At 46.5% G+C, this 15,376-nt stretch carries 13 protein-coding genes; 3 read left to right on the top strand and 10 right to left on the bottom strand.

The window, feature by feature from the left end; translation table 11 throughout:
• Window positions 1-115: 115 nt before the first annotated feature.
• The 8 genes from EYY67_RS08925 to EYY67_RS08890 all read right to left on the bottom strand — a co-directional run bounded on the left by EYY67_RS08925 (window position 116) and on the right by EYY67_RS08890 (window position 10,656).
• Window positions 116-796 carry a fimbria/pilus periplasmic chaperone gene (locus EYY67_RS08925; RefSeq protein ID WP_229921033.1) on the bottom strand — a complete coding sequence of 227 codons (681 nt, stop codon included), beginning with the start codon at window positions 794-796 and terminating at the stop codon, window positions 116-118.
• Between the two features lie 22 nt (window positions 797-818).
• A complete protein-coding gene (gene stbD / locus EYY67_RS08920; protein ID WP_095921707.1) occupies window positions 819-2,153 on the bottom strand; it encodes a fimbrial usher protein StbD in 1,335 nt (444 codons plus the stop codon).
• A 15-nt stretch (window positions 2,154-2,168) separates the two neighbouring features.
• Window positions 2,169-4,739 carry a fimbrial outer membrane usher protein gene (locus tag EYY67_RS08915; RefSeq protein ID WP_095921706.1) on the bottom strand — a complete coding sequence of 857 codons (2,571 nt, stop codon included), beginning with the start codon at window positions 4,737-4,739 and terminating at the stop codon, window positions 2,169-2,171.
• Complete coding sequence (locus EYY67_RS08910) at window positions 4,717-5,475, bottom strand: fimbria/pilus periplasmic chaperone (RefSeq protein WP_131693339.1); 759 nt, start codon at window positions 5,473-5,475, stop codon at window positions 4,717-4,719. Before EYY67_RS08910 ends, EYY67_RS08915 begins: the two co-directional genes overlap by 23 nt.
• A gap of 97 nt (window positions 5,476-5,572) precedes the next feature.
• Window positions 5,573-6,058, bottom strand: a complete 486-nt coding sequence (locus tag EYY67_RS08905) for a fimbrial protein (protein ID WP_131693370.1) — start codon at window positions 6,056-6,058, stop codon at window positions 5,573-5,575.
• A 655-nt stretch (window positions 6,059-6,713) separates the two neighbouring features.
• Window positions 6,714-8,249: an EAL domain-containing protein gene (locus tag EYY67_RS08900; protein ID WP_131693338.1), complete on the bottom strand. Its 1,536-nt coding sequence runs from the start codon at window positions 8,247-8,249 to the stop codon at window positions 6,714-6,716.
• A 32-nt stretch (window positions 8,250-8,281) separates the two neighbouring features.
• Entirely contained in the window at window positions 8,282-8,935 is a 654-nt protein-coding gene (locus tag EYY67_RS08895) for a helix-turn-helix domain-containing protein (protein ID WP_095921703.1), read from the bottom strand.
• 818 nt (window positions 8,936-9,753) lie between these two features.
• Entirely contained in the window at window positions 9,754-10,656 is a 903-nt protein-coding gene (locus EYY67_RS08890) for a LysR family transcriptional regulator (RefSeq protein WP_119827303.1), read from the bottom strand.
• 102 nt (window positions 10,657-10,758) lie between these two features.
• Here EYY67_RS08890 and EYY67_RS08885 point away from each other — a divergent pair, with 102 nt between their 5' ends.
• Window positions 10,759-11,643, top strand: coding sequence for an alpha/beta hydrolase (locus EYY67_RS08885; protein WP_131693337.1), 885 nt, complete (start codon window positions 10,759-10,761; stop codon window positions 11,641-11,643).
• A 227-nt stretch (window positions 11,644-11,870) separates the two neighbouring features.
• Here the strand turns inward: EYY67_RS08885 and EYY67_RS08880 are convergent, their stop codons facing one another.
• On the bottom strand, window positions 11,871-12,491 hold the full coding sequence (locus EYY67_RS08880; protein ID WP_131693336.1) for a dTMP kinase: 621 nt from the start codon (window positions 12,489-12,491) through the stop codon (window positions 11,871-11,873).
• A gap of 241 nt (window positions 12,492-12,732) precedes the next feature.
• Entirely contained in the window at window positions 12,733-13,020 is a 288-nt protein-coding gene (locus tag EYY67_RS08875) for a DUF1330 domain-containing protein (RefSeq protein ID WP_131693335.1), read from the bottom strand.
• Window positions 13,021-13,154: 134 nt separating this feature from the next.
• Here EYY67_RS08875 and EYY67_RS08870 point away from each other — a divergent pair, with 134 nt between their 5' ends.
• Both EYY67_RS08870 and EYY67_RS08865 read left to right on the top strand, forming a co-directional pair.
• Entirely contained in the window at window positions 13,155-14,069 is a 915-nt protein-coding gene (locus EYY67_RS08870; protein ID WP_131693334.1) for a LysR family transcriptional regulator, read from the top strand.
• 326 nt (window positions 14,070-14,395) lie between these two features.
• Entirely contained in the window at window positions 14,396-15,343 is a 948-nt protein-coding gene (locus EYY67_RS08865; protein ID WP_095921698.1) for an HNH endonuclease, read from the top strand.
• Window positions 15,344-15,376: the final 33 nt, after the last annotated feature.

Below are 15,376 nucleotides of genomic sequence, written 5' to 3'. Positions count from 1 at the left end.
CGGCGCACCATTCAACACTGTAAACTTCGCTTTCATTTCACGTTTACCCCCACTACAGTCAATTATCTCATGCAGCGCGGTAATGCTGAGTCCACATTACGTCGGTAGGATCAATTCAGGATGCTTTAACTTTATATGCCCAGCGTGTACCGTTGTCATTTACCACCTCATATTCAATTTCACCATTTATCGGTTTCTCTTTCGGTAGTTCAATACATTGGCCGGAAAATGGCTTCAGCATGAGCGTCGGCAGTTCAATCTGCCCTGACCTGAGCGATGACATTGTCATATGCCATGGCGTCGGATTTTGAATATGCAGTTTTTTAACACCCGCTTCTTCCCTGATACTGAACTGCAATTCCAGTGCATCACTTTCCTTCAGTTCGCCGACTTTCTCCGGCCGTACAAATACTTTCATCCTGATTTTTAACGGCAGCACGACTCTTTTATCACCTTTATGCTGCGCTTCGGTATTTGGCGGAATTTGATAAATATTCAGCCAGTATAGACTTTCGCGATCCTGTGGCAGACTTCCGGCTGAAACCATCAACAGCCGGATATTGCGCATTTCCCCCGGTTTCATTTTAAATACCGGCGGATTGATCACAACCGGCGTGTGGACCTTATCCGGGCTCACCGTCGGGTCACCGTTATCTGTCCAGACCTGTACCACTACCGGTTCTTTCTCGGAATTCACCAATGACAGTGATTCGGCGATACTTCCCGAGTTGAACACCACGCGGGTCTTTTCCGCATTAACCACCGCGCTGGCGTGAAACGCCGTGCAACAGAGCATAATCCCCGCCGCAACGGTGACTTTATTGAAAACTGACCACCACTTGTAATTGTGCATTGACGGTTCCCGCTGTCACTGTTTCGCCACTGATTGCCTCCAAAGACGCCGTAAAATTTCCGGTGTAGGTTGTTACACCATCCGTAGAGTCGCCCTGACTGGTAGTCAGATCTTTATAGGCGTACCAGCCGCCCGCATTTCCAGTCGCGGTAGTTGTTTTCGACAACAGATTCAATGCCGTGCCACTTTCGTTATAAATACGAATCCCCACACCGGATGCAACACCAGAGCTACCATAATTGGTATCAAGTAAATAAGTCACACCGTTAGTTGACGTCAGGCCTAAATTACTCGCGGCTGTAACCGCTGTAGCCTCATTAACTAAGAATCCCATCGCAACATTGGCTGATGTCGTTGTAGATGCACTCACACTGGATACGGCTGTATCTTCACAGCTTAAAGTTATACTAAATGACTGTTGGCTGACCTCACCATTAACTATTTCCGGGACACTGATTGAGGGCAATATAACTATGGTTGGATAATCTTTAACAGAACACATTGCTCCCCTGACAAATGTAACCCCCCGATAAAGTGAAAAGGCACCAGGCCAATTTGCATACCATCCGGAAGTTCCACTGCCGCCATCGGATGAGAGACCATCAGCAAGTGAAGCGCTAATCCCTGGCCCTTGAAATGCAATATATCCAGCCGGGCCAGCATAACTATAATAATACGCATTTCGGGAGTTAGTAGAATTCCTATAGTAAGTTGTATCGTTGATTTTAAATAGTTCAGCGTTTACATCACTGAAAGCACTGGCTGGAATATAAATATAAGTACTATCTTGCACCCAGTCGTCGGACGTCAACGTTCTTGACTGCCAATATTTTGAGAAGTAATTTCCAGTTTTAACGTTAGTCAGACGAATTGCAACATTTGCCATGGCTGTATAATAAGCCCCCTCAACTTCTTCCGTTTCGTATCGACCGCCAGTGTTATCATCACCATTCGTTGCGTAGAATTCCAGCAGGGAACCTGCATCGGCAAGTGCACAGCGATATAATATTTGGTTGGCAGCATATCCCGTACTGTAGCCACCGGTGAGGAACGTTGCCGTACTACTTGCGAGCAGTGTTCCGGAAGGCGTGAAGGATGAAGTACTTAAACTAATCGTTGCGGGGAATCCCAGATTACCTGAATTAGCATCTGATCCCCCGGACCAACTCGTGGCAGTATATCCCGCAGCAATAATTTCACTGGATAACCATGAGGTGCTTGTAACTCTGTAACAGGTAGCATTAGATGGAATGGATACCGTTAACAGCATAAGCATAAAAAAAATTTTTAATTTAAGCATAAGTTTATTCCAGAATCACATTTCACATGGCAAGGTTAACTGAACAAATTCATTATCTTCAGTTGCTGCTGGCAGCTGATAATTAATACGACATTGTTCTAAATCACTTTCCCCCCAGGAAACAAATAACACTCCTGAACGCTCGTTAATTCGTGCATAAATTTGCCCTGCCTGTCCGACCATGCCTAAATTCGTACCGTCCTTATCAGTTACATCTGCACCCATCGGGATCATTCGATTATTTTTCAGCGTTGAATTAATCAATACCTGCTGGCCAAACACGGTTTCAAAATTAATCTGCACGATGGCTCCGGCATAGGGTACAACACGCTGGCTTCCTCCCTGAATATCCACTTTGGAATCTAAGCCTTTAGGATCCAGACTTACCTGGTTATAACGGTAAGGGGATAAAGACGGCATAATGGCGTAGCCAAAACTGTCTATTTTTGCGCCCTGAGCGTTTTTAATCTCTGCCCCTTTGGCGCCTTTGGCTTTCACCAGCGCAAACGTATCACTGACATAAGGTCCGTAGGTTACTCCCCCCGGATGAATAAGCAGCGTACCCGATGAACCCAATCCATACTGTTTATAACCCGTGCCCTGCGAATAAGATCCACGGAACGTTCCTTTAGAGGTATTTTGTTGCAGTGAACCACCCCAGAGCATTTTATTACCGTTTTCCTGGTAATTTTCTACACCGCTGTATACAGAATAAGAAGAATTACTTTTCTCACCGAAGCTGCCCGATACGCTGGTAGTCGCGGACTCAGAGCTTTTATTTTTCGCCACGTTGAATGCTACATTCGAACGTGAATCCCCCCAGTCCAGCGGCATTGAGAAACCGATTGAAATGGTGTTCTCTGTATATTTCTGACGATTATCACTGTTATCCACTTCACTGTAGTAGTTGCTGCGGGTACTGTAACTGGTGCGCTGTCTGCCAATGTTGATGTTATAACTGATCTTTTTAAAGCTATTGCTGTAGCCCAGCTGCATCTGAGTAATACGTGAATTATTACTGTAATAATCTGAAGTGCTGGCATTCAGCGAAAGTGACCCGAATGTATTAAAACTTTGGGCGATGGTCGCGCTGAACTGATTTTTCTGATTCAACGTATCCGAATAGTAAGTGGTGGTATTTTCAGCGGCCCGCCTTACACCCAGCACATCCTGCAAATCACGGAAACCTTTAGTCGAGTAGCGGTATGCCGCCAGCGTCAGATTAGTGCCGGTTGTAAAGGTTTTGCTGTAACTGGCTTCCGCACGCCAGCCGGATTGGGTTTTATTATTTTCAGCGACGGCATATGAATAAGTGGTATTGAGTCCGATAGTCCCAAATTGTGTTGCCATGACGCCACCCAGCAAATATGCCTCGTAGTCTTTCGCCAGACGAATACCGGCATTACCCGTGAATCGATTGCTTATCCCCCGTTGCAGGACACCTTCGACAAATTCGTTATCCACACTGTAATACTGCCGCACTTTTCCAAGTGCAAGTTCATAGTTCCATGAGCCAGGGCGAATAGAATCTGGCACCGCAGAATAGGGAACGGTAAAAGAGGATGTCTGCCCGTTAGCTTCAATGACCGTGACCTGAAGATCGCCCTGGCCTTTGGTATTAGACAAATCGTCGATAACAAAGGGACCTGGCGAAACCACGGTTTCATAAATGGTTTTTCCGAGCTGGCTGACCACAACGCGCGCAGTGGTACTGGCAACGCCGCGAACTTCTGGCGCATAGCCGCGTTTACCCTGAGGCATCATTCGGGTATCACTGGCGAGTTTGACGCCATTGAAAGACAGGCTGCCAAACAGGCTGCTGTTGGTATAACTGTCACCCAGCGTCACCAGGGAATTAATTGATGGCAGAGGTCGCTGTGCATTGGTGCGCACGCTGGTCCATTTATGACTGGTGCGACCGTTATTATCGGTATAGCGCAGATTTGACTGATTTCTTAATTGCCAAAGACCAATATTGGTGCCGCTGTTCAGTCCGCTCCACAGGTTTTTAGTTTTATAACCACCGGTGCTACTGGTCTCATAATAGTTGGTATTGTGCTTAACAAATAACCCCAGGCCCCCGCTGTCCCACTGAGATACCGGAATATAACCGCGTGGCTGACGGTAAAGTAAGCTCTGCGGGATCAGCAGTTTCAGTTTCTGCGTTGACTGTTCCAGTTCCCATGATGAGGCTTTTGAGAGATCGGAAAACCACATACATTGTTTACCAACAGGTATTAAGCTGACTGCATCCACTTTCAGCTGAATCAGTTTTATATCTTCAGCATTCAGGCAAGGCTGAACAGCGACATTATCACCCTCAGATTTACGGCTAAAGGTGATCTCAGTATTTTCTTTAACGAGTTTATTATTGACATAGAGATCTACGCGATAGGTTCCCGCATCCGCCGAGACAATTTTTTCGTTAAGTTTATCCAGATTCACTGATACGCCAGAACCCTGCAGCAAGCTGGGATCAAAATAGAAATCTTCAGCTAACGCCATGGGAATGTAAGTAGAGAGAATACATAAAGTTAATAGCGATGGCGTCAGTATTTTATTATTAGTGACTAATCTCATATTCATGGCTTATCCTTGCGCCCTGGTCATTGAGATAATCGACAATAACTGTCGCTCCTTTAATATCCTGGTTTTTTTTGAACAGAACACTTCCTTTAGAAAATGGTGCAATCATTTCCGCTTTTTGTTTGTAAACCTGTTTTCCGTGTTTAATTCTCACATCAATCACTGATGCATAAAATGGGGAGTTATTTTCAATGTTGATAACTGTCCCACCATTTTGTAACTGAGAATTGACATTAATTTTATCAAAAAATGTTTTACTTCCGGAGGCAATGGCAACGGGTCTGTAAAAAACCTTCACACGGTTTTTTAACATGATTAGCATTTTATTCTTTTGCTGAGCACTTTCTTCACCCGCATTCACCGGGGGTATTTGCAGAAAATTAAAGTAAAAAACAGATTCCCGGTCCTGCGGCAAATTTCTGCTGCCATTAAAGGCAATACGGAGCACCTGCCCGCCGTTTGCTGCAATTCTAAAGAGTGCCGGCGAAGCATAAAACGGAGCCTTACCTGTTGTGGGTGTTGACTCAGTATCTCCATCATCCAGCCATGTTTGCACCGCATAAGGAATGATATCTTTATTACGAAATTCAACGTCTACTGAAGCGTTATCTGAGGGATAAATAATCCGGTTGCCAATCATAGTGACACTGGCAGATGCCATTACAGAGAGTAGTGATAATATTAACAACAGAAATAGACCAGTTGTTTTTCTAATCAGATTGCGATTATTAAACATATGAACATTAAACTCATAATTTTTTCAGATATCAGTGGCACGCCGCATGATATAAAATAAGATGGCAGCGTTCTGCCATCTTGCGATTATTTAACGCTTACTGATAAGTCACTGCATATTGCAGTGAAGCCGCAACAGTACCTGCTGTAGCAGCATCAGACGCATAATATTGAGCGGTATATGTCGCGGTCGAAGCAGTGTCACCTGCAGCTAAAGTCAGATCGCCTTCGGCCGTATAGGTTGAACTTAAGTTAATCTCAGTACCTTCTGTATCCAGAATTTGAACTGTTACGTTTTCTGCTGTACCAGTATTACCTAAAGTGCCATTGGTCGTTTCAACCAAATTGCCGACAAATACCGTGCTAATAGCTGTTGAGTCAGTACTACCTGTGCAACCGCTCACACCCATTTCGAACGTCGTCGCGCCCGCTACGTCACCTGACGCAGATAAATTAGACGTTGAGACAGTAGGTAATAAAATAATTGGCGCAGTGTCATTACCATTTACGGTCAATGAACAGGTTTCATCAGTGACTTCACCCTGAAACGAAATAGTGTTATCAGATACAGCAGACGCCGTCATTGAATAACCCGCTACCAGCAAACCACAAGCCACTAAAATTTTCTTATTCACGTCTTTTCTCCGTTAGATTAATTTCCTTCTGGCAGGTCCCATAGCGGGTTGCGCTGCCAGTGCCAGTCACTATAAAGTCACGAGCTTTTTCGGCAATCAATCTCGTCAAGAACGTATAAATTAGTGAATTATTCTTCTGATGTGAGTTATTTAAAACACTAACTCACTAAATTGATGTAGATCCGTTTTCCTGGCAGAGAAATAATCTGCAATTTTCATTAACATCTAGAAAACATTTCCCATCTTTACGATTTCCTAACTAGGAATATTCTAAATATAATTAAACGATTACCTATAAACTGCGTTATTAATATAATTAATAGATCGCAAAATAATCATTCTGCGTGTTATTTAAGCGGGAGATATTAATTACAACCAGATTGAATATTTTCAGAATGATATTTATGTCAGGGCTGAGTAAATATTGATGTCGCTCAAGAATCACTAAAAACGCTCAAAAGGCAAAACCATGGCGACATTGATGTCCTTTAGACAAGCAGATGCGAGATAGAAGATGGAAATCATGAGAGATGAAAATAAAGCGGATTGACCCGATGATGAAGGTAAAAAGAAGAAAGGGGCACAAGGCCCCTGTCTGACACACTCAGGAAGTGATTTTATCGATATCCACCGGCCTGCCGTAAAACCAGCCCTGTCCGACAATGCGGGGATATTCTTTCAGGAAGAAGTCCGCCTGATGCTGTTCTTCTATTCCTTCCACAATAATGGTCGCACCGGTCTGTGCGAGCATTTCCAGCATCATTTTCAACATTTTGAAACTAACTGACTGGCTGCCAATAGAATCAGTGAAGATCTTGTCAATCTTAATAAAATCAAACGATAACTTGCTCAGATAATCCAGATTGGAATAACCGGTACCGAAATCATCCAGCGCAATGCGGTAGCCGTAATCTCTCAGCCGGGCTAATGACTCTTTAAGCAGCCTATGGTCGGCTGTCGAACGTTCCGTGATTTCTAAGACGATTTGCTTACGGTGAAGCCTGCTTTTATCGACCTCTTCTTCGAGAAAAACCCTGAAATCCGTCTCAGTCACATCCGCAGTAGTGATATTAATACTCACAAATAAAGCTTTATTGTCACGCAGAAGTGGGGCGATTTCTGTCAGCGTCCGCGTGACGACAGACCGGGTAAGCGCCTTAATCTGGTGCGTCGATTCTGCCAGTTTAATGAACACATCCGGTGATATATTGTCGCCGTTTACCTCTTGCCAGCGGGCCAGCGCTTCGTACCCAATCAACCTGCCGGTGTCAATATCCACAAAGGGTTGATAGTTGATATAAATGTCATCCCGGCTGATCGCCATCCTGAGTTTATTCTGTAATGAACGGGTATTACTGATGTATTGGCGGAGTGCGAAGGTAAACATTCCACCGGCTGTGAATGCTGCCAGAATAATAAATACTCTCGCCGTGGCTGAAAGGGAAAAAAGTCCGATCTGAGTATTTCTTGCCATAACGCAAATATCATATCGTTTACTGCATTCCGTGAAGCGGGCTTGCTGCCACCACGCAAAACCTTGCATTTCGTTAACATCCCGCACCAGGCCGGCGGAGTCGCCAAACAGCCTGAAGATATGGTCGTGCCGGTGGTTGATCAGCACGGCACCGAAGCCATTGTATGGAACATAAATGTCACGAAATGCGGCCGGTGTCGGGAAAAGCAGAACGTTCTTTGATTCCATCATATCGGCGGTGATCCGCGGGTCGATAATGCCGCTGAATGATGTCCATATGCGCTGACCATAACGGGTGATGGTATCGGGAACCGACATCATCACCGGCTCCGGTAAACGGCCACGCATCGCCGTACATTTCAGCTGGTGATCACGGATGTAGCCAATATCTGAGATAAATATAGAGGTAAATGAGAGATAACGAATTTCATCGAGAAATTTATCACTGCATGTTTCATCGCGTATGGCATTCACTTTACTGACGATTTTACCGGACTCATCAGCAACTTCCAGTCCGCGCGTCATGATGTGTCGGGCATAGGAAGCCAGATAGTCGCGATCATACGTCGCGATGACGAGATGTGTGACAATCAGGATAAATGTGGCTACCAGCAAGGTACCTGACAGAAATAATAAAGGCCGGCCAACAGATTTTGCGGTTTTCATGGTTTGCCTGAAATGAAAGTATTGATGCAATATTATTTTAAAGAAACCGGCGGATAGTCGCCAAACTTGCTTCCGCCAAGTGCCATTAACTGACTGAATGCCACATTATTACTCACTTTCAGTTTATGCATAATGATGTGCTTCACCCGGCTGATGCGTCGATATTGGGTTTTCATTTTCGTCGCAATTTCAGTAATGCTCATTTGCTGGCTGAACATAATCAGCACTTCCCATTCATAGTCGCTCAGCATTTCGAAATCGTAACGAAGTTTTCTGTCTTCGTAAAAGAGTACGCTCACCATGCTCGTTGCATTAAGGATTTGCGCTGCAGAAGCGCGGCAGCCTTCAACACCTAATTGTTTCATATAGATAGCATCTGCATTACTCTGAATCAGTAAAGCAGGAATTTCAATTTCAGTATGAATAATCATATCAATGGCGGGGAATTGCGCTTTTAGTTTTCTTAAGAAATCCAGGCCTTCAATAATAGACGTATTGGCATCATAAACCTCACTGAAAACCACATCTAACTTTCGTAATTCCAGCAAAGACTTGAGGGATATGAAATTAGAAAGTGCGCCTTCAATAATAATATCACTCTCCTCTCTCAGGATCTGCGACATTACATCGCTGACCATCGAAAGTGGCTCCATAATTGCCACTTTCTCTCTTCTTTTCCACGCCATTAATTATTCCTTACTTTGATTAATTCCTCGCTTTATTTTATCAAGTCACTTTTGGAATTTTGATCTGGGAATAAATTTTAAGATTAGGTTAATAATTTCGAAAAAACCAGCGAGCGCGGAAAATATTCCAAATAATGTCAGTTGTTTGTATTATTTCAGGACAAAAATCTGCCGGGATCCTGACAAAACAAATTTTAAACAAGATAGCAATAGATTTGTAACTAAGAATATTCTTATTGAATTTAAACCAATAAACAAAAAAAACCACCGGCTGTAATGGCCTCAACATTCGCAGTAACTGACACTCCTGAGGCCATTCAGGTGGAAATCTTGATACTGAGCAGGTCTGCCAAAACCTCTGCCTGTCAACTCAGAACAACTCCCTGTGCCTTGTGGACGACTCTGTCGCACATTGATCAATCATGGCTGACCAGAATCATTATCAATTCACTCAGGGACTTAAGGTCGATAACGCAGCAAGTTTTTGCGTTATCGTGAACATCCCGCCGGATGATTATTTCTGTCAGACGCTGCCGTCCCGGCAAAAACTGCGTTCCTAAAGATTTGCGCCGCTCCGCTTTGCAGCTTATACGACAGCACTCCGTGGATGTTGATCCCAGACAGGCTGCTGAGAAGCTGCTGGTGGTTTTTCCGTTTCAGGTTGTTCCAGAGTCATTAGGCAGTCATGGACTATGCTCAGTAATTTGCCTACGATAATTCCCATAAAAAACCTCCAGAAATTCTGTCACCTGTGACAATGAAGAATTCACGGATACCGCATTCTTCAATCCTCAGATTGGATGCAAAAAAAGTTTTTATCACCACTTCGGCAAATCGATCTTCAGGGTCTCCATTAAATACGCCACAAACACCCGCACTTTGCTGTTCGCCATTTGCCTGGTCGCAAAGACCGCGCTCACCGGCATCGCACCTCTCGTAAACTCCCGCAACAGGGGAACCAATGCCCCAGACGCTAAATCGGGTCCAGCCAGCCATGCGGGTAATTGCGCGATGCCCATTCCGGAAAGGGCGGCGGCGCGTTGCTGTTCGCCATCGTTGCTGCGAAAACGCCCCTGCGGAATATGAATTATCGGCTTACCTTGTTCATCGAGGAAGTGCCACGGGTGGACGCCACGGCCGCCATTAAACACAATGCACTGGTGATTGCCCAGTTCGGCAGGTGAGCTTGGAGCACCGTGCCTGGCCAGATAGCCCGGACTGCCTACGGTGATCAGAGGACTTTCCGCAAGCTTGCGTTGTGTTAAGGCAGAATCTTGCAGTTCACCGTGGCGGATTGCGATGTCGATATTCTCCTCAATCAAATCAATATGTCGTTCGGAGACGCGCAGTTCAATGTTTAGCGCCGGATAGCGCTCAAACAGTGCAGGCAGGCGTGGAACGATATAGAAACGGCCAAAAACCGGTGCGACAGATATTCTCAACGTGCCCGCCGCTTCATCCGCGCCATATTTAACGCTGGATTCCAACTGGTCGTACTCATCAAGTAAACGCAATGCGCCGTCATAAAACTCTTTACCCGCGTCGGTCAATGCAATTCCGCGCGATGAACGTTTCAGCAACTGATGGTTGAACTGGTTCTCCAGCGCGGCGATTTGTTTGCTGACGGCAGATTGCCCAATGCCTGCTTCTTTGGCCGCTGCGGAGAAACTCTCGCACTCCACTACGCGCATAAACAGCCGGATGGCATCAAGTCGATCCATTAGGTAGTCCAAAATAGAATAGATGGTATTCCATTAAGCCATCTGGTTGCTGAAATTGGAATGGTTTAACGTCTTCTCACACCCCCTATATGTGAGAACATCATGAACAAAACACATCATCCATTAACCGGGCATGACCGTCTGCATGTCGTGCAATTCCTGGCTGAACAACAAGACCTCCGAAACAATTTTGCCGGGACAATGCGCGAGTTTTATGACGCTATGTGCGAGCAAACGCCGCTGGCAGAAGGTGTGCGCTGCGAACAAAACGATGCCTCGGGATATTGGCTGCACCCGCAAGCCACCCGCAGCGAATGCGTCATTGTCTTTATTCATGGCGGTGCCTATATGCTCGGAAGTGCGCGGGCGTATCGTGGATTAGCCAGCCAGTTAGCGGTGCGTACCGGCTATTCAACCTTTGTATTGGATTATCCACTGGCACCGGAACATCCCTTCCCTGCTGCACCGGATAAGGTGAACGAAGTGCTGATGGAGTTGATAAACAGCGGTGTTAACCAAATTGCGTTGGTTGGTGATTCGGCTGGCGGAGCGCTCTCGCTGGTGGCTATGCAAAATCCGCAGCTGGCGGAGAAGGTCCGGTCAGCGGTGGTGTTTTCGCCCTGGACCGATCTGACATTTAGCGGCGCATCTTTCAATGATCCCTCGATGCGTGACCCTATTTTCCAGCCGTCAATTTTGCAAGATGCTGCGCTTGAGTACCTGCAGGGCGGTATGGTTAAGGATGAACGTGCATCGCCACTGTTCGCCCGGTTCGACACACTGCCGCCGCTGGCGATTCAGGTAGGTAGCGAGGAGCTATTGCTTGATGACGCAATTCGCTTTGCGGAAAAAGCGGCAGAATTGGGGGGTGTGGTGCAACTGGATATCTATGAAGGAATGCATCACGTGTTCCAACGTGATATTCGTTTGGATGCATCGCGCCATGCATTGGATGCGGCAGCAGAATTTATTTGCCAGCACCGTTAAATTGTGTGATTCAGATGGTCCCCAAATGAACATCATACTTAGCACTAAGGTCTGACATCAGGCAGGCTTTAGTGCCAGGCAGTGTTAGCTTTTTTATCAAGCAATAGAGGCCAGATTTGTCTACGGGCTCGGGGGGAACTCCTGAGTTCTGTGGACACAATCTCGCAAAGAACCGAATTTATGATGCTCTTTCTGGCTGCCTGATCAGGCCCGGGTAGCGCATGGCATTACTGGCGGCATGCGCTGACTCTGTAAATCTCAGCAACGACCTGCCTGGTTGCCTCTTCGATCGTTCCTTCGTTACGGCACATAAACCAGCCGTGCTCCGCGATTTCCCGCCCGAACGCCCCGCTACAGGCGACATGCTCTTCCAGCTGATGAATCACCGTACTACCCAACCCACGCGATCGGGCTGCGGCCCTTGCCCACGAAATTTCAGGCGCAGTCACGACCCCGACATGCAGGTCTGGCGTTCGTACGTTTCGCTCAATGTTAATCTGTAAAATCTCTGCAAACGGCACCATCCGGCGAAACGCGGCATCAGACGGGTACCAGCGGTCCATCAGGATAATGCTGTCCGCGGGCTGTTTAGTCAGCACGTGCCGGGAAATCCAGGCACGGCTGTCAGCAAAGCGTTCACACACTTCACGTTCCAGATCCAGCGTGGGATTTCTGGCGAGTTGATTCACGAGAACCATGGTTTCCCCCCTGAAGGGATCGCTTTTTTTCTCGCTAAGCCGGACCACCTTTTTGTTGTCGGCCCTGAGTACTTTCGTAATGGCCTCCAGCAAGGTGGTTTTACCGGCGCCCTTGGGCCCGTCCAGAGTAATAAACAGCTGACGACTCATTCGTGAAATGACGAGTGACAGTCTGTTTTTGTATTGCTCAAATCTGGCAAAAGCATCTTACTTCCTTCGAATTAGGGTCATTGCCCATGTTTACCGGGCTGTGCGGCGTAGTTTAAGGCATCCGACGGGAAAACGGAAAACGCCCGCGTTAAGGCTGTTATTTAAGCGGGCAAGTGCTGACGGGTAGTTATGATCGGTGAAATCAGCGTGTCGATGTACCGCTACCCTGCTTTACATAAAATCAGACGCCTTCAATTAATACAAAGGTTCCGGTTACAGCACCTGAGCGGATTGCTCTGGCAGCCTGATAGCCGGGACTCTCATAAAAACGCTTTGCCCCGGCAAAGGAGGCAAACTCAAAAACGACGTGCCTTTCATACGATTCGCCCTCCAGATTTTCAGACTGACCGGTGCCGGCAATCAGCTCAGGACTGAATTCCTGCATTGCCTCTCCGGCGGCTTTGGCATATTCCGCATAAACAACGGGATCCGTGACATTAACATGAGCGATTAAATAACCTTTTTTCATTTTTATTTATCCTTCGTAAACGGGGGTGTATTTGAGGGTGAAGCACCTAAACAGGGTGTGAAGACAGTCTATTGCGTATTACATTAGGCATAAATACCCCAATAATGAACGCACTGTTATCCGGATGAGTAACAATGAAAAATCTTGATGCACTGACTATTTTCGTGCGCGTGGCAGAAATGAAAAGCTTTACGCTGGCAGCCGAAAGCCTGGGAATTCAGAAAGGACGCGCTTCAATGGTGGTGCGGGAGCTTGAGCAAGAGGTAGGCGCGACGCTTTTGCACCGCACCACGCGAAACGTGCAACTGACCGAAGATGGCCGCATTTTTTATTCGCGCGCACGCGACCTGCTGGCGGAAGCAGAGGAATTGCAGTCCATGTTTTCCCATGGCGGCGTGTTACTGCGCGGGCGTTTACGTGTTGATATGCCTGCTATTCTGGCGCAAAGCGTCATTATCCCCGCACTACCACAACTGCTGAATGCTCACCCGGAATTCGAACTTGAGCTTTCCAGTACTGACCGCCGTGTTGATCTGGTTCTGGAAGGATTTGATTGCGTAATTCGTCTGGGTCCCCTTGTGGATGAGACGCTGATTGCCCGGCCGCTGGGGCAACTCCGCATGATCAATGCGGCGAGTCCGGACTATCTGGAACGATTCGGTGTACCGCAGACGCTTGATGACCTTGTTCATCAGGGACACAAGATGGTGCATTACCTGCGCAATTTCGGTTCGAAACCTGAAGGATGGGAATATCCGTCAGCTGAGGGTTACAAATCGCTGATGTTACCCGGCACGATGACAGTCAACAGCGTACCCGCCTACCATGAAGCAGGGCTTGCGGGGTTGGGCTTAATTCAGGGAGGTTATTCCGCACTCCTCCCCCATATAAAACGTGGAACATTGGTTGAAGTCCTTCCCCATCTGCGGCCCCGGCCGCTGAATGCCTCTTTCGTCGTTGCGCACCGGCGCAATCTGTCGCAACGCGTGAGAGCCTTTATGAGCTGGACGGAAGAAGTACTGAAACCTTACTTTGACTCGTGTCAGTGAGGATGCGGGCAGGAACAAGGTGATACTGCACATCACTCACCTTCTCTATCCCTATAGCGTAATTATTTCACTTAATTACGCGAATTATCATCCAAAACCGGGCCGATAATATCGAACTCCGCATACGCGGCGTTGTATTCCTTGCAGCAGCCCGACAACTGGACATAAGTGAAATTATGATCCGCACTGGACGGCACACTGATAATTAATAACGATGTCAGTAAGTTAACCGCTAAAAAGGCACTCATTCGTCTTGATTTTATTGAGGTTTCCTTGCATCTTTACACTGTTGTTATTAATAACAGTAAACTCAGCAAGGAAATAAAATGAGTGCCTCAATTCATAAAGTCATTGGCTACAATATTATGCAGTTTTTCAATGACGCTTTCAGCAATTCAACGCTCGTTGATATTAACGACGTTGATCGTTTCAGCAGCATTTGCTATCAGGAATTATCTCTGGAAAATGGCTGTTCGATCCGCTTTACCCGCTGGCGGGCCGATGCCATGCCCTTTTACATCATACTTTTTAATGAAAAGGGGCGTTATATATTTGAGTTAGATTTATCCATGTTGCTCTTCCGCAATGATCAATACACATGGCATTTAAAATCCCCGCAACACAAAACCACACTCAGCGCGTTGATTGAACATTTAGGCGAAACCGGCAGATTCCCTGTGGAATATATCGAATCCATAAGGCAGCAAAAAGAACGGCTACAGTCGGGAATTAATACCCCCAAAAATGGTTTTACCTTCCTCGATGAGGTCAGCTGGAATATCTTAACCCCCCGGCTCCTGCATCTGGTCAGCAGCGTTTTCACCCACCACGGCATTAACAACATTTCTTATAATGCCCCTGTTCTGCCAGAAGCTCGTGATGATGAAGAAGAGTACGAAGAATATCGCCGTCGCGTCCGCCGTGGACAAAATGCCCTCAAACTGAAACTTTTTGAGCTTTATGATAGCCAGTGCGCTATCACCGGCTGTCCTGCTGTAGAAGTCCTTGAAGCCGCCCATATCGTCGGCCATGCCGAATCCGGCATTAACCATTCTGCCAATGGCTTACTGCTGCGGGCTGACATCCATATTCTGTTTGATAAACGGCTGTTAAAGATAGACCCGACAACATTCAAAGTCGTTTTAAATGAATCCCTGAAAGGGACCGGTTACTGGACGTTAAATGGCAAAAAGCTTCGCAAACGCAATGACGGGTCACACCCGTCTGCGGAATATCTGGCACAGCATTTCTCTTTTGGTACTTCTGTGGAATAAGTCCGCCGGATAATGACCTGTCAATAATAAAGC

It is taken from the genome of Rahnella victoriana (assembly GCF_004330295.1).
Lineage (GTDB): Bacteria > Pseudomonadota > Gammaproteobacteria > Enterobacterales > Enterobacteriaceae > Rahnella > Rahnella victoriana.
Note: the sequence above shows the minus strand (reverse complement) of the source record. Positions and strands in the feature narration are given on the sequence as shown.